This window comes from Acinetobacter sp. ANC 4216 (assembly GCF_004331195.1).
GTDB lineage: Bacteria > Pseudomonadota > Gammaproteobacteria > Pseudomonadales > Moraxellaceae > Acinetobacter > Acinetobacter kookii.
Genome location: NZ_SJOC01000010.1, coordinates 1 through 17,379 on the forward strand (window position 1 = coordinate 1; position 17,379 = coordinate 17,379).

At 41.3% G+C, this 17,379-nt stretch carries 20 protein-coding genes; 5 read left to right on the forward strand and 15 right to left on the reverse strand.

Going from position 1 to position 17,379, the window contains the following annotated elements:
• Positions 1–488: 488 nt before the first annotated feature.
• From E0H88_RS09250 to ftsY, 4 genes are all read right to left on the reverse strand, one after another.
• Positions 489–1,154: a DUF2057 domain-containing protein gene (locus E0H88_RS09250; protein ID WP_131274067.1), complete on the reverse strand. Its 666-nt coding sequence runs from the start codon at positions 1,152–1,154 to the stop codon at positions 489–491.
• A 211-nt stretch (positions 1,155–1,365) separates the two neighbouring features.
• Positions 1,366–1,959, reverse strand: a complete 594-nt coding sequence (locus E0H88_RS09255) for a nitroreductase family protein (RefSeq protein ID WP_131273955.1) — start codon at positions 1,957–1,959, stop codon at positions 1,366–1,368.
• A gap of 188 nt (positions 1,960–2,147) precedes the next feature.
• Positions 2,148–2,834, reverse strand: a complete 687-nt coding sequence (locus E0H88_RS09260; protein WP_092819493.1) for a nitroreductase family protein — start codon at positions 2,832–2,834, stop codon at positions 2,148–2,150.
• Between the two features lie 174 nt (positions 2,835–3,008).
• Positions 3,009–4,124 carry a signal recognition particle-docking protein FtsY gene (gene ftsY, locus E0H88_RS09265; RefSeq protein ID WP_131273956.1) on the reverse strand — a complete coding sequence of 372 codons (1,116 nt, stop codon included), beginning with the start codon at positions 4,122–4,124 and terminating at the stop codon, positions 3,009–3,011.
• A gap of 252 nt (positions 4,125–4,376) precedes the next feature.
• Here ftsY and E0H88_RS09270 point away from each other — a divergent pair, with 252 nt between their 5' ends.
• Positions 4,377–5,690, forward strand: coding sequence for a M16 family metallopeptidase (locus E0H88_RS09270; RefSeq protein ID WP_131273957.1), 1,314 nt, complete (start codon positions 4,377–4,379; stop codon positions 5,688–5,690).
• Positions 5,691–5,701: 11 nt separating this feature from the next.
• On the forward strand, positions 5,702–7,282 hold the full coding sequence (locus tag E0H88_RS09275) for a M16 family metallopeptidase (protein ID WP_131273958.1): 1,581 nt from the start codon (positions 5,702–5,704) through the stop codon (positions 7,280–7,282).
• On the opposite strand, the gene E0H88_RS09280 is transcribed toward E0H88_RS09275, so the two are convergent.
• Both E0H88_RS09280 and E0H88_RS09285 read right to left on the reverse strand, forming a co-directional pair.
• A complete protein-coding gene (locus E0H88_RS09280) occupies positions 7,209–7,529 on the reverse strand; it encodes a hypothetical protein (RefSeq protein ID WP_131273959.1) in 321 nt (106 codons plus the stop codon). The two genes, E0H88_RS09275 and E0H88_RS09280, sit on opposite strands and share 74 nt — an antisense overlap.
• A gap of 109 nt (positions 7,530–7,638) precedes the next feature.
• Complete coding sequence (locus E0H88_RS09285) at positions 7,639–7,998, reverse strand: hypothetical protein (protein ID WP_092819489.1); 360 nt, start codon at positions 7,996–7,998, stop codon at positions 7,639–7,641.
• Positions 7,999–8,219: 221 nt separating this feature from the next.
• Here E0H88_RS09285 and E0H88_RS09290 point away from each other — a divergent pair, with 221 nt between their 5' ends.
• The 3 genes from E0H88_RS09290 (at position 8,220) to E0H88_RS09300 (ending at position 9,531) form a co-directional block, all read left to right on the forward strand.
• Positions 8,220–8,453 (forward strand): SEL1-like repeat protein, encoded by a 234-nt coding sequence (locus tag E0H88_RS09290; RefSeq protein WP_086196293.1) that lies wholly within the window; start codon positions 8,220–8,222, stop codon positions 8,451–8,453.
• A gap of 138 nt (positions 8,454–8,591) precedes the next feature.
• Complete coding sequence (locus tag E0H88_RS09295; protein WP_092819511.1) at positions 8,592–8,966, forward strand: DUF2750 domain-containing protein; 375 nt, start codon at positions 8,592–8,594, stop codon at positions 8,964–8,966.
• 133 nt (positions 8,967–9,099) lie between these two features.
• Positions 9,100–9,531, forward strand: coding sequence for a CBS domain-containing protein (locus E0H88_RS09300; protein WP_092819488.1), 432 nt, complete (start codon positions 9,100–9,102; stop codon positions 9,529–9,531).
• A gap of 95 nt (positions 9,532–9,626) precedes the next feature.
• Here E0H88_RS09300 and trpB read toward each other — a convergent pair whose 3' ends face one another.
• From trpB to E0H88_RS09345, 9 genes are all read right to left on the reverse strand, one after another.
• Positions 9,627–10,835, reverse strand: coding sequence for a tryptophan synthase subunit beta (gene trpB / locus E0H88_RS09305; RefSeq protein WP_131273960.1), 1,209 nt, complete (start codon positions 10,833–10,835; stop codon positions 9,627–9,629).
• A gap of 45 nt (positions 10,836–10,880) precedes the next feature.
• Positions 10,881–12,068: a vWA domain-containing protein gene (locus E0H88_RS09310; protein ID WP_131273961.1), complete on the reverse strand. Its 1,188-nt coding sequence runs from the start codon at positions 12,066–12,068 to the stop codon at positions 10,881–10,883.
• A 13-nt stretch (positions 12,069–12,081) separates the two neighbouring features.
• Positions 12,082–12,933, reverse strand: a complete 852-nt coding sequence (locus E0H88_RS09315) for an AAA family ATPase (RefSeq protein WP_131273962.1) — start codon at positions 12,931–12,933, stop codon at positions 12,082–12,084.
• Between the two features lie 21 nt (positions 12,934–12,954).
• Complete coding sequence (locus E0H88_RS09320) at positions 12,955–13,338, reverse strand: hypothetical protein (protein ID WP_086174209.1); 384 nt, start codon at positions 13,336–13,338, stop codon at positions 12,955–12,957.
• Between the two features lie 21 nt (positions 13,339–13,359).
• Positions 13,360–13,668, reverse strand: a complete 309-nt coding sequence (locus E0H88_RS09325; protein ID WP_131274068.1) for a YcgL domain-containing protein — start codon at positions 13,666–13,668, stop codon at positions 13,360–13,362.
• A gap of 129 nt (positions 13,669–13,797) precedes the next feature.
• Entirely contained in the window at positions 13,798–14,940 is a 1,143-nt protein-coding gene (locus E0H88_RS09330; RefSeq protein WP_131273963.1) for a ribonuclease D, read from the reverse strand.
• Positions 14,941–15,165: 225 nt separating this feature from the next.
• A complete protein-coding gene (gene recR / locus E0H88_RS09335) occupies positions 15,166–15,762 on the reverse strand; it encodes a recombination mediator RecR (RefSeq protein WP_131273964.1) in 597 nt (198 codons plus the stop codon).
• A gap of 12 nt (positions 15,763–15,774) precedes the next feature.
• The gene (locus tag E0H88_RS09340) at positions 15,775–16,104 is read right to left on the reverse strand and encodes a YbaB/EbfC family nucleoid-associated protein (protein ID WP_086196303.1); all 330 of its coding nucleotides are present in this window, start codon (positions 16,102–16,104) and stop codon (positions 15,775–15,777) included.
• 39 nt (positions 16,105–16,143) lie between these two features.
• A complete protein-coding gene (locus E0H88_RS09345) occupies positions 16,144–17,331 on the reverse strand; it encodes an O-succinylhomoserine sulfhydrylase (RefSeq protein WP_131273965.1) in 1,188 nt (395 codons plus the stop codon).
• Positions 17,332–17,379 lie beyond the last annotated feature (48 nt).

A 17,379-nucleotide genomic window follows, 5' to 3' on the forward strand; every position in this document is an offset into this window, starting at 1 on the left:
AACTCTTCAGTTTAAAATCATTAGTAGCTTATGGCTACAAATCTTGGCTCATCAATTTTCTGACAAATATTTCTCAAATAAACTTCGAGTAATTTCTACCATCAATCAATGAAAATAATTTCGATCAATCAACCAGTAAAAATCCACACAAGTTGTTCTTCATAATCTCTTAATGATCTTACTTAAAACCTCGTCAGTTTTAAGTTTAACGCTCAACACAACGCTTCGTTTCGTGTGTCTCGTCGGGATGCAGCGTATTCTATAGAGTTTTTAAACCAACGCAACCCCCATTATAGAATTTTCTATAATTTTGCATTCGAGTGTTTGTTTTTTAACCCAAGAAGTTATTTTTAACATGTTTCAAGACTGTTTTGCGTGTTTTTTACACATTGCAACATTCATTTTTTAGATCATTTTTCTCATTTTAATTTTGATTATTTTGCCTTAAGACAATAAAACCAGCTTTATGCTGGTTTTATTTGAATTTATTAATTAGCCTGCTCTGCCAGCCATGACATAAACTTCTGACGTTCTGCCTTATTTGCTTTTTGCCATAATTGAATCAGTTGCTGATCAGCAGTTACTCCTGAAGGTGACTCACTAGAAGGAACTGCCACCACTTTTGATTGCACTGCTGCTGGTGTATATACAGGTGCTGGCTGATTTTGCAAAGCTGTTTTCTTTTGAGTCAAATCGGTAGTTTTTGAGAATATGCCTTGTGCCAACCATGGTTTTGGCTCTGTGTTTGCACCTACCTGCTGTACTAGCATCTGATTATTTTTATCAAACAATGCCACTATAGGTTGTTCAGCATATTTTTTGGCAGCTTCAAAATTTTCCGGTGCATTGACCAGATCCAGTCGATATTCTCCACCATCTTGTAAAATGGGCGTGCGTATAGTTACTACAGATGATTTTACAATATCGTGTTCACCATTCAAATGCTCAAAATACTGAGTGTAACGCACACTAATATTGCTAGTACCTGCATCCACTTTGTATTGATTGTTCTTGGCACGGAATAATCCCGTATTAACTTCCTGATCATTCACCGCTAGAATTTTAATTTCTTCTGGTGCTGAAATCGTGACTGCTGAAAATGCAGCACCATTTACCATCAATGCAGCTGCAGCAAAAGTTAATTTTAGACTCATTCCACCATCTCTTCTTTGAATATTAAAAATAAATTGTACTATGCAATTAACAAATGACAATTTTATGACAAAGCTATTTTTAATACAGCTGTATTTTCAAGACTTTATTGAGATAAGCTTTGCAGCTTAATTGATTTATCTATCATTCGCTTTATCAATAAAAAGAGTGCCGTTTCAGCACTCTCTTAACCTCAATTAAATGAGACATTCATCAGTCAAATCTTTTGAAACGAATACTATCATCAAGAAATGTTTTTTCTCCCGCCGGGGCTTCAATTGAACCAAACACCAGTTCGGCACGTAATTTCCAGTTTTTAGGAATATCGAATGTGGCAGCCACTTCATCATCAATCACAGGATTGTAATGCTGCAATGAGGCACCGATATGCTGCTCTGCCAATGATGACCATACTGCAAATTGTGCAATGCCGGTAGAATGCTCTGACCATGCTGGAAAATGCTCAGCATATAAGGGAAATTGTTCTTGTAGCGATTTTACCACGTCTTGATCTTCATAAAACAATACCGTGCCATAACCTGCTGCAAAACCGTTAATCTTTGCATTGGTATTTTCAAATGCTTCTTCTGGCACAAGTTTACGTAATGTTTCACGTACAATATTCCAGAATTTCGCATGTGAATCACCATATAAAGTCACGACACGTGAAGTTTGTGAATTGAAAGCAGAGGGACTATTTCGCACCGCCTCTTTAATGACCTCTTCTATTTGATCAGCTGTGATTGGAACGTTTTGACCAATTGCATAAATAGTACGGCGCTGTTTCATATGGGCTAAAAATGACATGATTTCACCTTTTTTAAATTTTATTAAGCATGATTGGAATAAATTGATCTTACTTTCATTTTAGGAGCATTACATGATTATAAAAGTGACATTGTGTTTTATTTATAGAACAGTTTGATAGCTGATTTTCAATAGATATAAAATAAAAAAGCACCCCTCAAAGGTGCTTCATTGATACGATGATCTGATTAATTCAAAATTCTAAACCGTTCAGCGGTCTGAGATTCCTGTTTGATGTCTGCTTCTTGTTCAATGGAACCGAATACCAGTTGTGCCCGTAACAACCAGGATTCATCAATATGAAAATGTTCCGAAACTGCCTTATCTATACTCGGATTATAATGCTGCAAACAGGCACCAATACCTGAATCCGCCAAGGCCGTCCACACTGCATATTGCGCCATACCCGACGTCTGTTCTGACCAAACGGGAAAATCGTCCGCATTAAAAGGAATTTTCTTTTGCAATTTTTGAATAATGTTCTGATCTTCATAGAACAGTACCGTTCCATACCCTGCCACGCATTGATCAATTTTCATTGCTGCACCGGCAAATACATGTACAGCAACTAATTTACGTTGCACCTCTTTGACAATTTCCCAAAATTGCTGATGGGAATCCCCAAATAACACCACAATTCTTGAGCTCTGAGAATTTAATGCGGAGGGACAGCTTCGCACAGCTTCTTGAATCAATTCTGCCAAATAGGCTTGACTAAAAGGAACCTTTTTGCCGAGAACATAAATGCTGCGACGTTTTTTCAATTGATCGACAAATGTTAATTCATTTACCTCTTCAGCAGCTCTTTTTTTAAATTTTAGTTCTTTCGTAATATCTGCCGTAAGGACATGACCAATTTTCTCTAATAATGCCACAACAGTACTCCCCAATAAGAATGCTAAAGCTTTTAAGATTTTTTCATATTCTAGCGGTTTTATAAGGAGGTTCTTTAGATACGGGATTCTTGAATGTTGGTTTTTAAATCAAACAATTCTCACTAAAACAACAAACTCCGCATTTAGCGGAGTTTGTGTGAAATATCACGCATTTTACTTTTCAGTTTCAAATAATGCTGCAACAAATGATTTTGCCGAAAATGGACGTAGATCATCAATTTTCTCGCCCACACCAATAAAGCGAATAGGTACATGGGTACGACTGGCGATATTAAATAACACCCCCCCTTTAGCAGTTCCATCCAGCTTGGTAATGGTGAGTCCTGTCAAGCCTACAGCTTCATCAAACATTTCAACCTGATTAATTGCATTTTGACCAGTACCCGCATCTACCACCAGCATAATTTCATGCGGTGCTGTGGCATCAATTTTTTGCATCACGCGTTTTACTTTGGTCAACTCTTGCATTAAGTGACCTTTGTTATGCAAACGACCCGCAGTATCAGCAATCAGCACATCCACGCCTTTGGCACGTGCACTTTCAAAGGCATCAAAAATGACGGATGCACTGTCTGCACCATGACCCTGTGCAACCACTGAAATATTGTTGCGTTCGCCCCAAATTTGTAATTGTTCTGTTGCTGCAGCACGGAAGGTATCGCCCGCAGCCAGCATGACTTTTTTGCCTTCGCCTTGCAAACGTTTTGCCAACTTACCAATCGTAGTGGTTTTACCCACGCCATTAACCCCTACCACCAAAATCACAAATGGTTTTTTATTTGGATCAATATGTAAAGGCTTAACACGCGGAGCCAGCAATGCCACCAATTCTTCTTGCAACGCTTTGTACAGCGAATGTGAATAAATCAGATCACCACGCGCAGTACGCTCTGTTAAGTTAGCAATAATGGTTTTTGTTGCATCGACACCAATATCTGCAACCAGTAATTGCTCTTCCACCTCTTCCAGCAATTCATCATCGATTTCTTTACCACCAATGAGAATGTTGACCATACCGTCGGCAAGGTTTTTACGGGTTTTGGTCAAGCCTTCTTTCATGCGGCTAAAAAAGCCACCTTTAGGCGTATGGTCCTGCTCTATTTCTGTTTGCTCGGTTTCTGTGGCTACAGGCGCAGAAACAGTAGCTTGTTTATTTTGAGTTTCAACAATAGGGATATTTACCGCGGGTAAATTCGGTAAAGTGACATCGTCATCCCCGATATCAGCATCAATCAAAAATTTATTTTGCCCATTAGATTGCTGTTGCATGCCGAATCCTTGAAAAGCATAGCGTTAAAAAACAAGGATTCTAGCATAGTTTTGTCCTGCGTTTTCCAATAGACACTGAACACACCAAAAACCAACAACTTAACCTTTGCTTTCAAGCAGCAGTTTCTGAAAAATGATCATAAATATAATTTATGACTGGGGGTAAATCTTGTGCTCGAAAGCAGCTACCCACTTTTTTTAAAGCCGTCTTTTTTTAAAAATCCAGTTTTAACGCTCACATTGGCTTTATTGATGCTTCAAAGTGGCTGGGTACATGCAGACACTCGCAGCAAATTGGCACGTACGACCTTTGAAACTACGCTCAAAAACGGTCTAAAAGTGATTATTCGGGAAGATCACCGTTCTCCTATGGTCATGACGCAAATCTGGTACCGGGTGGGCAGCAGTGATGAATCGGGGAACTTATTAGGCATTTCGCATGTACTGGAACATATGATGTTTAAAGGTACGCAAAAAGTTCCCGATGATGAATTTACCCGCTTAAGCCGTATGTATGGTGGACGCATCAATGCTTCAACTTTTACCAATTACACCAATTATTATCAGCTCTACCCTAAAACCTATTTGCCCATGGCTTTAGAACTTGAAGCAGACCGGATGAGCAACCTGCTGTTACACCAGCAGGATTTTGATCCTGAAATTAAGGTGGTGATGGAAGAACGGCGCTTACGCACAGATGACAATCCCAGATCCCTGGCTTTCGAACGATTCAAATGGATCACCTATCCAACCAGCCATTATCGCCAACCGGTGATCGGCCACATGAAAAATCTGCAAAACCTTCAGCTTGAAGATGTCAAAAAATGGTATCGCGACTGGTATAGTCCCAATAATGCCCTTCTGGTGATTGTCGGTGATGTCGATGCTGAACAGACCGTATTGCAAGTACAAAAGTATTTTGCCGATATTCCTGCCAGAAAAACCCCGCCACGCAATGACGTATTAGAATTTGACCGTATTGGCTATCGCCATATGGAACTGAATTTTCCTGTGAAAGTACCCAACCTGTTTATGGCATGGAACGTGCGCTCACTGGTCACAGCCAAAAATCCGCAAGATGCTTATGCCTTAACAATTATCAGGAACATACTGGACAGTGGAATTTCTTCACGGCTGCAAGATCGCCTGGTTCGGGACAAGAAAATATTGACCGCAGTGAGTGTATCTTATGATCCTTATAGCCGTGGTGACAGCTTATTGAGCATTTCTGCCCTGCCCGTTGATGGGAAGAGTTTATCGGAAGCTGAACAGGCCATTCAGACCGAAATCGAGCTTCTCAAAACCGAATTGATTCAACCCGAAGAAGTCGAGCGGGTGACGGCTAAATATGTCTCCAATTTAGTCTATAGTCAGGATGACATTGCCGGACAAGCCCAGATGATCGGCAATCTAGAAATTAACAGCTTAAGTTTTCGCTTGATGGACGAACTGCCCAAACATTTTGAAACTGTCACCCCGCAAGATATACAACGCGTGGCGAATGCTTATTTTAGTCGTGACAATCTGAGCACCTTATACCTTTTCCCTGAAAATAAAGCCCCATAGTGGAATTTGTTATGTTCAAGCTGCATTCTTTTTTTATTTTTGGTTCTATGCTCTGGACTCAAGCCGCATTGGCGGACATTGACTTAAATAACCTACATGATGACAACCCGGCACAGCTCAAATCTATCCCCCTGTTACAAAGCTTGCAAATCTCCCATCCACAAAATCAATTCCACGCCCCCTATGTGCATGAGCTAAAAAACAGATATCAAATTCGTACGCTATTTGTCGAATCACAGAATTTACCCATGGTTGATATTCAGCTGACCTTTAATGCAGGCTCGGCCCGGGATGAAGAAATCGCGCCTGGTTTATTTGGTATTGCTAATATGGCAGCAAAATTAATTGATGAAGGAACAGAAAAATATACGGCCAATGAAATTGCCAGTACTTTTGAACGTGTAGGCGCTCAATTTAGTGCCGGTGCTTATCGGGACATGTTTATCGTTAAATTACGGGTATTGTCTGACCCCAATAAACTTGAACCTGCTTTAGGCATGCTGCTAGAAGTGCTAAACCATTCAACCTTTAAAAAATCCAGTATCGATCTGGTATTAAATAATACTCAAGTCGGCCAGAAACAGATCCAGGAAAGTCCTGGCCGCATGATGAATATCCTGTTTTACCGTGCTTTATATGGAAAACATGCCTATGCCGAACCCATTCCCGGGACTCAGCACAGTATTAGCAAAATCACACCGGCACAATTGCAGCAATTTAGTGAACAATTTTTGGTGGCACAGAACCTGAACATTGCCATTACCGGTCAACTCAGTCCCAAACAGGCGCAGCAACTTTCTGAACGTATCGCGGGCAACCTAAAACAGGGAAAAAAAGCCCAACCCTTGGCTCAACCCGTCGATAAATCAGGTTTTGATATTCGCCACATCAAGTTTAACTCCAGTCAGGCGCATGTCATGATGGGACAATTGGGTCCTACACGCTTTGATCCGGATCGACTCGCTTTGGAAGTGGCCAACCAGATGTTTGGGGGAAGTGGTTTTAATTCTATCTTAATGAAAGAACTACGGGTTAAGCGCGGTTTTACCTATGGAGCTTATAGTTCATTTTCATTTAGTCAGGCTCCCGGAACTTTTAGTTTTAGTTATTCCACCCGACAAGACCAGTTGCTCGACAGCATACAGGTTGCTCATCAGGCCTTGGTTAATTTTGTCAGCCAGCCCATTAACCAGAAACAGCTGGAAGAAACCAAGGCCGGTATGTTACGCGCTTTTCCAAACAACTATAGTAGCAATGCCAATATCAATGCACAGTTGGGCTCTATAGGATTTTATAATCAACCTGCTGATTATTTAAGCAGTTATCCAAAATTATTAGAAAAAATTACTGTACAGGATGTTCAGGATGCTCTTCAAAGACATTTGCACCCTGAACGTCTTACGATCATTGTAGTCAATGACAAATTAGACAAACCCGCGTTGGAAGCAGTATTAAAACAAGATTTAAATCCACCCGCTCCCGCAAACACACCTTCGACCAAACCAGCTCCCAAAACAATTATTGCTCCGCTTGTAAAGGAGGCAATTGATAAGCCTGGGTCATCTCCAGATGATGCGCCTGCATCAATTTAAAATATTGGGCATAAGGAATCTGAGGTTGCTGCATCAGCAGCAAAGCCATTTCCTGGGTCGCTGGATAATTGGCTTGAGCTGAAAGCTGTACGACATTTTCAAATTGTTTGACCGTAATGGGTCGGTGCAGCGCAATGAAAGCAAGAATCAAGATAATGGCAATGATGGTAACGACAAATCCGTTATAAATATCTTCCAGCTTTATTTTAGATTTTAAGTGAACAATTTTTTGTAAAGCAATATGCATAACCTACCTCGAATTCAAGGTAGTGTAGGATGCAGCATAAAGAAGCACAAGCAGATTTGCTCAATTTCAATGTATTTGTAACAGAAATTGAGCAAATCAAAATCGGCGATTAGACAATGACATTCCGGATTACTGCAAAGTAAAGCACAAATGCGATAATTCCCAATACCAATAGAATTGCGAAAGCTCCCACTCCTCTTTCAGCATGCACGGGATGCAGCTCATCATCGTCCGCTATGCGCAGTAACTCACCATTATAGACATTATAAAAATCCTCACGTTGCTGTATATCCAGCTGGCGAGTAAAATCATATACTCTCTTACGCTGGGCTAGGCAATAATTACCCAGGTGAATTTCTTGATGAAAAATAGCTTCGTCTAAATTTTTACGGTGCTGATGTGCAAGTTCAATGATTTGGTCTGTAGTGGGAGGCAAATCAAACGTAAAACCATCTAATGTTTTTGTCATGTTATTCTCCTTATATGTCAATTTCCTCTATTAACATACTAAGCAAAAATCATTTTGTACATTGTTTAATCATGTAACCTTGATTTTAACAATACAGCCCATAGATATTGTTTGACAATTTAGGTTCGATGTAATATTACTTTAACAAAGCCTAGTTAAATTAGTATCAAGACAAACTTAATAGTCTATCTAGCAATCATAATTACAATAAGGAGTTTAATATGATTCAACAAATCTCTCATCAAGACCTAGAACATGCATATGCAGATGCAGTGAATACAATTCAGTCCCAAATGAATTTTGCAGATGCGGTTCAAAAACTGGAAGAAGTCGCTCGTGCCGGACATGGTAAAGCAGCCTTGTTTTTAGCAGAACTTTACTATCAAGGTTTCCGCGTAGAACGCGACTCACTCAAAGCCCAATACTGGCAGAAGCTAGCCACCATGCAAGCTTAATCAAACGTCACCAAGGTGGCGTTTTTTAATGCCTGCTCTTTTAAATACATATTCATTTACATTATTTCTCAAAGCTTACACTGAACTTTCATCTTGCATCCTTACAATAACTGCTGAATTCACTACATGTATTCTGGTATGAATCAAATTAATTCATTACAGCCTATTCCTAAAGATTTATTTTTTAAGATCACGATTTTAAAATCTATGATGTACTGTGGTGTACTTTGGGGTTTATATCATCAGCAGGGTTGGGCCATGATGTCCGACCATGAAGATTTTATTTTCCCATTCTGGTTAAACGGTATGCAGGCACAAAAATATGCCGAACGCCATTGGCCAAATTATACGCCGCGTAAAATTACCTCAGCAGATTTTCAGGAATCGTTACTGCCCACATTAACCCGTTTAAGTGTAACCCCCGCACTTTGCAATTCATCTAGTCAAAAATTTAAATTGACCACACAACAGATGCGGCATTTCTTTTTTGCCGAATCTTTACAACCCGCTTAAAGTGGTTGTTCACAGAGTTAAAAATGAAATATTGAAAAATGTAAATTTTTATTAATGACCTGAAAAGTATTTGCATTTTTCTTTTTTCGCGCTAAGTTTAATGTCAAATAAAGAACAAAAAGGATGATAATAAATGACCAACGTTGCACAAGTCATTCACGACAAAATTGAGAAAACGATTTTTACGATTCGTCCAGAATCAACGGTACTTGAAGCAATTACACTTATGGCGGATAAAGGCATTGGTGCGCTCGTGGTCACGCAAGATGAAAAAGTTGTGGGTATATTTTCTGAACGTGATTACACCCGTAAAGTCATGCTGATGGAGCGAACCTCTAAAGAAACCACAGTCAGCGAAATCATGACTGCCAAAGTATTGACCGTGACGAAATCCACCAGTGTTGAAGACTGTTTGGATTTAATGACAGATCGCCATTTACGTCATCTTCCTGTGGTTGAAAATGAAAAACTGGTGGGTTTGATCTCTATTGGTGATTTGGTTAAAGCCGTGATGGATGACCAACGCAAACTCATTGATCAGTTACAACAATATATTGCCAGTTAAGACTGAAAATACATAAAAAAACCTCTCGATATGAGAGGTTTTTTAATTTTTCCAGCCAGTAATTAACCCTTATCTTAAAAAATAGGGACATATCTTTAGTTCAAGCCTAATTTCTCTGCCACATAATCCGAGTCTTTATCGCCACGACCCGAAACGTTCACGACAATTTTCACATCTTTCGCCATTTTGGGTGCTTCACGTAAAGCCCAGGCGACTGCATGTGAACTTTCCAGTGCAGGGACAATCCCCTCTACCCGTGAAAGTGTCATAAAGGCATCCAGACATTCCTGATCCGTTGCGGTGGTATATTCCACACGTCCCAAGTCTTTAAGCAGGCTATGCTGTGGACCTACACCCGGGTAATCCAGACCCGAAGCAATCGAGTGTACCGGTAAAGGCTCGCCTTGCTCATCTTCAAGGACATAACATGCCATCCCGTGAAGCTGGCTTGGTTTACCCAAAGTCAAGGTTGCCGAGTGCATCGTGGTATCTAAACCATGGCCCGCAGGTTCCACACCGACCAGCTTGACATCAGCATCATTCAAGAAGGCTGTGAAAGCGCCCATGGCATTTGAGCCACCACCGACACAAGCTACGATGTAATCCGGATTTGAACCAAAACGGTCATTGGTCTGAACTTTGATTTCATCGCCAATAATCGCCTGAAAGTCACGAACCATTTTCGGGAAAGGATGTGGACCAACCACTGAACCAATGGCATAAATGAAGCTTTTCGGGTCTTTCAAGTATTCTTCAAATGCGCTGTCTACGGCATCTTTTAAAGTGGCTGTGCCGCGTGTGACAGAAATCAGGTTGGCACCCAGAATTTTCATTTTGACCACATTCGGATGTTCTTTTTCAATATCCACTTGACCCATGTGAATTTCACAGGGAATACCCACTAGAGCACATGCAGTTGCCAATGCCACCCCATGCTGCCCTGCGCCTGTTTCCGCGATTACTTTCTTTTTGCCCATATATTTGGCAAGTAAAGCTTCACCAAGACAGTGGTTAATCTTATGTGCACCGGTGTGATTTAAATCCTCTCGTTTCAGGTAAATTTGCGCTCCACCCAATTGGTCAGACAAACGCTTGGCATGAAACAGTGGACTTGGACGCCCCACATAATTGGCAAATAAATCGGCTAGTTCATTCTGGAATTCTGCAGTATGGCGAATTTGCTCATACGCGACATTAATTTCATCCATCGCTTCTTTTAAATGAGGCGGAATAAACTGACCACCATATTGTCCAAAGAAACCTTCTTCATTGGGTAATGGGATGCCATTAATTTGATGATCCATTTTCAATTCCTTCATTTAAAAAGAACGCATTTAATTTCAATGCGTTTAACGAGCCAAATATTTTGTCATGTCTTCCACGCCCTTTAAGGTCATGGGATACATATGATCTTCAAAGATTTGTTTGATCTGACCAATGGTATGGGTGTAATGCCAATAACTGTCTTGTTCTGGATTAAGCCAGGCCGTCTTTTCAAAATGTTGACGTAAACGCTGTAACCAGACATTACCTGCTTCATCATTCATATATTCAACAGAACCACCCACTGAGTTCAGCTCATAAGGTGCCATACTGGCATCCCCTACCACAATTACCCGATAGTCGCGCCCATAAGTATTGAATAAATCCCAGGTATTCATGCGGGTATTAGAACGGCGGATATTGTCTTTCCAGACATAGTCATACAAACAGTTATGAAAATAAAAATATTCTAAAGTTTTAAATTCGGTTTTGGCCGCGCTGAACAGTTTTTCACATTCAGCGATATACGAGTCCATCGACCCACCAACATCGAACAACATCAGCACTTTAATACGGTTGCGACGTTCCGGAACCAGCTGTACATCTAAAATCCCTTGCTTGGCGGTTTCACGAATCGTGCTGTTAATATCAAGCTCTTCAGCTGCGCCTTGACGGGCAAACTTGCGTAAACGGCGGAGTGCCATTTGCATTTGCCGTGTACCTAAAATCTGTTCATCATCCAGGTTTTGGTATTTACGCTGTTCCCAAACCTTAACCGCAGAACGTTTACGTCCCGGCCCACCAATACGCACACCTTCAGGATGATCACCATACGCCCCAAAGGGTGAAGTGCCACCGGTACCAATCATCTTGTTACCGCCTTGATGCTTCTTGTGCTGCTCACGAAGACGCTCTTCCAGCATCTTCATCAGCTCTTCCAGTGAGCCGGCTTTTTTCAGTTCTTCCCGCTGCTCAGGCGTGAGATGCTTTTCCAGAAGTTCCAGGTCAAACCAGTCTTTTGGCAGTTTATGCACCTGATTGAGCAAATCATCCAGATCAAAAGTGGAAATGCCATCAAAGTAATCTTTCATGGCCCGGTCAAACTTGTCAAAGAAACGTTCATCTTTGACCATCACCGTTTTTGCCAGTTGATAGAACTCGTCCTGATTGGCAAACACCAGCCCTGAAGCCACGGCTTCATTCAAATCAATCAGTTCACGCGTGGATACCGGCACACCGTATTTGCGTAAGGTATAAAACAATCGCACAAACATGCGTGTTTCTCCCCTAGCGACGTGACATAAAGGCTAAACGTTCAAGCAGCTGTACATCTTGCTCGTTTTTAATCAGCGCACCGTACAAGGGTGGAATCGCTTTAGATTTATCATGATTGCGCAGAATATCTTCCGGCATGTCATCAGCCATCAGCAAGCTTAACCAGTCAATCAGTTCAGAAGTGGATGGTGGTTTCTTTAAGCCTGGAATCTGGCGAAGCTTGAAGAAGACCTGTAAAGCTTCATTGACCAAAGCTGCAGACACTTGCGGAAAATGCACATCAATGATCTCGCGCATGGTCGCTTCATCAGGGAATTCAATATAATGGAAGAAACAGCGGCGCAAGAATGCATCCGGCAATTCCTTTTCATTATTTGAAGTAATAATCACGATAGGACGTTGTGTCGCCGTGATGGTTTCACCTGTTTCATAAACAAAAAACGACATTTTGTCGAGTTCATGCAACAAGTCATTCGGAAATTCGATGTCTGCCTTGTCAATTTCATCAATCAACAACACACAGCGCTCTTCACTGGTGAAAGCTTCCCACAATTTTCCTGGCTTGATGTAGTTTTTAATGTCATAAACACGATCATCGCCTAACTGGCTATCACGCAAACGCGATACAGCATCGTATTCATACAAGCCTTGCTGTGCTTTCGTAGTTGACTTGATGTGCCAGGTGAGCAGCTTCAGCCCCAGGCTTTCAGCCACCTGTTCGGCAAGTAGCGTTTTACCTGTCCCCGGCTCACCTTTAACCAAAAGCGGTTTTTGCAAACGACGTGCAGCTTTGACAGCAAGTTTTAAACTATCAGTCGCAATGTACTGATCTGTACCGATAAATTGTTGGGTATCAACAGACATGATCTAACCTTATTGTTTTACTTAAAGCGGTGAACTATTTTTGTTTAATTCGAATTTTGCCTTGTTGGCAGTGTATTTTGACCATAAGGCACCAATGACCAAACCTACTCCGAGCACAAACAAGATCAGAGAGGCATTTGACCAAATCAGCGTCTTTTCTTTGGTGAGCACACCGAACAGCAAGCCGAAAATAGCTGGAGCGATAGCAGCATTATTTCCTTCAGAAACTGTGGGTGTCAGTAAAATGGCAAAGCCGATGAGCCAGGTCATGCCACCTAAAGGTTTAGGCAAACGTTTTGCAATCGCATACCAAGCCCATAGAATAATCAGACTGCCTACAAGATAAACCGTGACAGCAATACTATCTTCAGGAATTGAATCTAGTAGTGAAAGAAAACCATTCATCTTACAACTCCTGATTAACCATTAAGCACCACGAAGCCCTTCAGGTGCAACAGCATTTGGATTGATTAACCCTTCTGGAGGTACTTGAATAAAGAAGCCTTTAGTTTCAATAGAGTCGATCACATGCAACACATTTACACGTGCCAATTTACGACCTTCAGATAACTCTAAATCCATAACAAAAGTTGCACGACCAAATGCAACGCGCATCGCTTCCGGTAAAACTTCTAGCGGATTGATTGCCTCAGCTTCATTTTCAGTGGCTTCTGGACGGGCGATGTAAAGATACATTTCATCTTTTTTGCTAGATTTAAAAATTGAACATTGCATAGTTGGAACAGTACTCATAAAACTCAGGACAAAGCATACAGCAAAAAAAAGACTGATACATTAATGATTATTAACGCATCAGTCGTGATTGTATATAAATGTTAATTCTTTAAACAGAATGGCTAAAAATTAATCTATCACTTTCATTTGGGTAGACAGATAATTTTCATCTGCATGCAGAACTTCAATCAATGGCTTGGTCAGTACATCATAACGCCAGCCGAGCAGATAAGCAGGTAAATCCTGCTCATCATTATGAAAGACCACGTGCTGATACAGTGCATTCAGCCATTTTTTACGCATCAATACTTCTTTAGGTACTGTGGTTTCCTGCACCACAGCCTGAATGACATTATCGACTTTTTCACCAATCTCTTTGGATGAGTGACGAATTGGACGTGCCATACGCAGTGGCCATTCTGCCTGTTCAGGCAAGAATTTAAGTAAATCCAGAATGGTTTTACCATATTCACGCACAATATTTTGACGGATATCTTTAATGCTGGACAACTGGAACTGATTACGCGGATTTTTTTCCACCAGATCAATCAGGGTAGAATTTTTCAGGATAAAGCTGCGCGGATAATTCAGGGCTTTGACCATCTGCTCACGCCATACAGCCAGCTGCTGTAACTGCATCAATTGACGACGTGAATGACGATAATTGCCAATATCGTGATAAAGCAACTCTACAGGCGTTTCCTGACCAATTTCATGAGTCAGATGACGACAATCTTCCAGTGCAAAATCCAGTAAATATTTATCGCTTAATTCCTGCTGAATTTTATTGGATAAATTCATCAGGTAGAGTACATCATTCGCCGCATAGGTGAGTTGCTCCGAGCTTAACGGACGCGCCAACCAGTCAGATCGGGTCTGGTCTTTATCAATGTCTACATCCAGCATGTGCTTTAATGCATTTTGATAGCTCACCTGTAGCCCATGCCCTAAAAAAGACATGCCAATTTGGGTATCAAAAACATTGCTTAGGCTTTTTTGCTGTGAGTAATGATAAATTAAATCAATATCTTCACTGCAGGCATGGAAGATATTCTGCTGGGCATGAAACAGTTTATTCCAGAATGCCGACAAATCCAGACTTGTGCCATCGAGTAAAAAAACCTGACCTGCAACATTAATTTGAAACACACCGAGTTTAGGCCAAAAAGTATCGACCTTGATGAATTCGGTATCCAATCCATAAATGGATGTCTGCCCCATCAGGTGCAGAATATTTTCTAAATCTTTTTGTTGCTGAATAAACTGAAACATATTACCGAGTCTAAAAACCAGATTCTCTTAAAGGTATATTAACCGATATATAAAATTTAGATATAACTAAATTTACATTTGGAACGTACATTCAATATTTTTAAGTATTTTTTAAAAAAGGCAATCATTTTTTATATATTTTTTGTATAAGTTCAGGTTTAATTTAAATAAATGTTACTCAAGTCTTATTTTATATCTTAAATCATAAAATAAGCACCTTAGTACTTATTTCATTCGCATACGATTATGTACAGCCTGACTCAAGGTATGACTATCCACATATTCAAGTTCTCCTCCTTGAGGAACACCTTGAGCTATGCGGGTCATCTGAACAGGCAAATGCTTGGTTGCTTCCACCAGATAATGTGCTGTCGCCTGACCTTCTACCGTAGCATTGGTTGCCAATATGACTTCTGAAACCGTGCCCTGACTCAAGCGCTGAATCAGGTAGGGAATGCCAATTTCTTCCGGTCCAATTCCGTCCAGTGGCGATAAATGCCCACCCAGCACATGGTACTTGCCACGAAAGCTGCCGCTTTGTTCAATTGCCATCACATCTGCCGGTGATTCCACTACACAGAGCAGCTGATCATCACGTTCATGCGAAAGGCAGATATCGCAGACTTCATTTTCAGTCAGCGAATGGCAAATGCTGCATTCATGAATATAGGTGGCGGCTTCATTTAAAGCATGAGCCAGACCCACGGCACCTTCCCGGTTTTTCATGATCAGGTGTAATGCCATGCGCTGAGCCGATTTCGGCCCAATACTTGGCAAAATCCGTAAGGCTTGAACCAGTTGATCAAATCGATCACTAAACACTGGATGTATTCCTTAGAATAAACCGGAAAGGCCTGGTGGCAAGCCCATACCAGAATTAGCCGCCTTCATTTTTTCTTCAGAAATGGCTTCGGCCTGACGTGCAGCATCATTCATTGCAGCCGCGATTAGGTCTTCAATCATGTCGGCATCATCTTGCAGCAATTCAGGGCTGATTTCGATACGTTTTACCACGTTACGGCAAGTCATGGTGACTTTTACCAGACCGCCGCCTGCTTCAGCATGAACTTCAGTTTGCGCAAGCTGTTCTTTGGCCTTTTTAACATTGGCTTCCATATCTTTTTGCATGCGCTGTGCTTGCTGCATCAACATGTTAATGTTCATAAAATACTCCGAACACAAAACTTAAAAATGAGATAAAAATTAAATTAAATCTAAACCGCGACTTAAATCACGAATAATATCATCAATATCTTCCAGACCCACAGAAACGCGGATTAATCCTTCACGAATCCCTGCAGCTTGCTTGGCTTCTGGTGAAAGTTTACCGTGAGTCGTGGTTGCCGGATGGGTAATGGTAGATTTTGCATCACCCAGGTTACCGGTAATGGAAATAAACTGGGTATTGTCGATGACTGTCCAGGCCCCTTCACGTCCGCCTTTGACTTCAAACGATACAATACCGCCAAAACCGCTTTGCTGTTTGGCTGCAAGCTCATGGCCGACATGTGAAGGCAAACCAGCGTAATACACTTTTTCAACTTTGTCGTGCTGATTTAAAAATTCAGCCAGTTTTTGTGCACTTGCTGAATGTTCACGCATACGTAAACGCAGTGTTTCCAGGCCTTTCAAGAAAATCCAGGCATTAAATGGGCTCATTGAAGGGCCAGTGGTACGCACATAACCAAACACTTCTTCAAGCAGTGTGTGATTACCCACAACTGCACCCCCCAAGGCACGGCCTTGACCATCCAGGTATTTGGTTGCCGAGTAAATCACCAGGTCAGCACCAAATTTGATTGGCTGTTGTAAAACCGGAGTACAGAAACTGTTATCAATCGCCAGCAATGCACCATTGGCATGGGCAATATCTGCCAGTGCCTGTACATCTGCAACCTCAGCCAGTGGATTGGATGGAGATTCGACAAACAGTAATTTTGTTTCAGGTTTGATGGCATTTTTCCATGCCTGCACATCTGTCAAATCAACAAAATCGACGCTTACACCAAATTTAGCCACATACTTTTCAAATAAAGAAACCGTTGAACCAAACACAGCACGTGAACAGATGACATGATCACCCATTTTCAGATATGACATGGCCACAGCCATAATCGCAGCCATACCAGAGCTGGTTGCCACCGCACGTTCTGCACCTTCCAGGGCAGCCAAACGCTTTTCAAACATCGCCACGGTCGGATTGGTAAAGCGCGAATAAATGTTGCCAGGTTCCTGACCAGAAAACTTTGCTGCTGCTTCTGCTGCATTTTCATAGACAAATGAAGATGTCAGGAAGATTGGCTCGCCATGCTCACCTTCAAAGCTACGTGTATGACCTGTACGAATGGCTAAAGTATCTAATTGGTATTCAAGGTCGTCTTGTTGGCTCATCTTTGCTACCCAGTCCTGGTGCCTTTGCTAATAATTGCCAACATTTTG

Bases quoted from the DNA above. Each gene is read 5' to 3' on its own strand.
- E0H88_RS09315 (WP_131273962.1), bottom strand. From the start codon at position 12,933: ATGTCTGTTGATACCCAACAATTTATCGGTACAGATCAGTACATTGCG.
- E0H88_RS09295 (WP_092819511.1), top strand. From the start codon at position 8,592: ATGAATCAAATTAATTCATTACAGCCTATTCCTAAAGATTTATTTTTT.
- E0H88_RS09300 (WP_092819488.1), top strand. From the start codon at position 9,100: ATGACCAACGTTGCACAAGTCATTCACGACAAAATTGAGAAAACGATT.
- E0H88_RS09255 (WP_131273955.1), bottom strand. From the start codon at position 1,959: ATGTCATTTTTAGCCCATATGAAACAGCGCCGTACTATTTATGCAATT.
- E0H88_RS09270 (WP_131273957.1), top strand. From the start codon at position 4,377: ATGCTTCAAAGTGGCTGGGTACATGCAGACACTCGCAGCAAATTGGCA.
- ftsY (WP_131273956.1), bottom strand. From the start codon at position 4,124: ATGCAACAGCAATCTAATGGGCAAAATAAATTTTTGATTGATGCTGAT.
- E0H88_RS09275 (WP_131273958.1), top strand. From the start codon at position 5,702: ATGTTCAAGCTGCATTCTTTTTTTATTTTTGGTTCTATGCTCTGGACT.
- E0H88_RS09310 (WP_131273961.1), bottom strand. From the start codon at position 12,068: ATGTTTGTGCGATTGTTTTATACCTTACGCAAATACGGTGTGCCGGTA.
- E0H88_RS09340 (WP_086196303.1), bottom strand. From the start codon at position 16,104: ATGAACATTAACATGTTGATGCAGCAAGCACAGCGCATGCAAAAAGAT.
- E0H88_RS09285 (WP_092819489.1), bottom strand. From the start codon at position 7,998: ATGACAAAAACATTAGATGGTTTTACGTTTGATTTGCCTCCCACTACA.
- E0H88_RS09345 (WP_131273965.1), bottom strand. From the start codon at position 17,331: ATGAGCCAACAAGACGACCTTGAATACCAATTAGATACTTTAGCCATT.
- E0H88_RS09330 (WP_131273963.1), bottom strand. From the start codon at position 14,940: ATGTTTCAGTTTATTCAGCAACAAAAAGATTTAGAAAATATTCTGCAC.
- E0H88_RS09320 (WP_086174209.1), bottom strand. From the start codon at position 13,338: ATGAATGGTTTTCTTTCACTACTAGATTCAATTCCTGAAGATAGTATT.
- E0H88_RS09250 (WP_131274067.1), bottom strand. From the start codon at position 1,154: ATGAGTCTAAAATTAACTTTTGCTGCAGCTGCATTGATGGTAAATGGT.
- E0H88_RS09290 (WP_086196293.1), top strand. From the start codon at position 8,220: ATGATTCAACAAATCTCTCATCAAGACCTAGAACATGCATATGCAGAT.
- E0H88_RS09325 (WP_131274068.1), bottom strand. From the start codon at position 13,668: ATGCAATGTTCAATTTTTAAATCTAGCAAAAAAGATGAAATGTATCTT.
- E0H88_RS09280 (WP_131273959.1), bottom strand. From the start codon at position 7,529: ATGCATATTGCTTTACAAAAAATTGTTCACTTAAAATCTAAAATAAAG.
- trpB (WP_131273960.1), bottom strand. From the start codon at position 10,835: ATGGATCATCAAATTAATGGCATCCCATTACCCAATGAAGAAGGTTTC.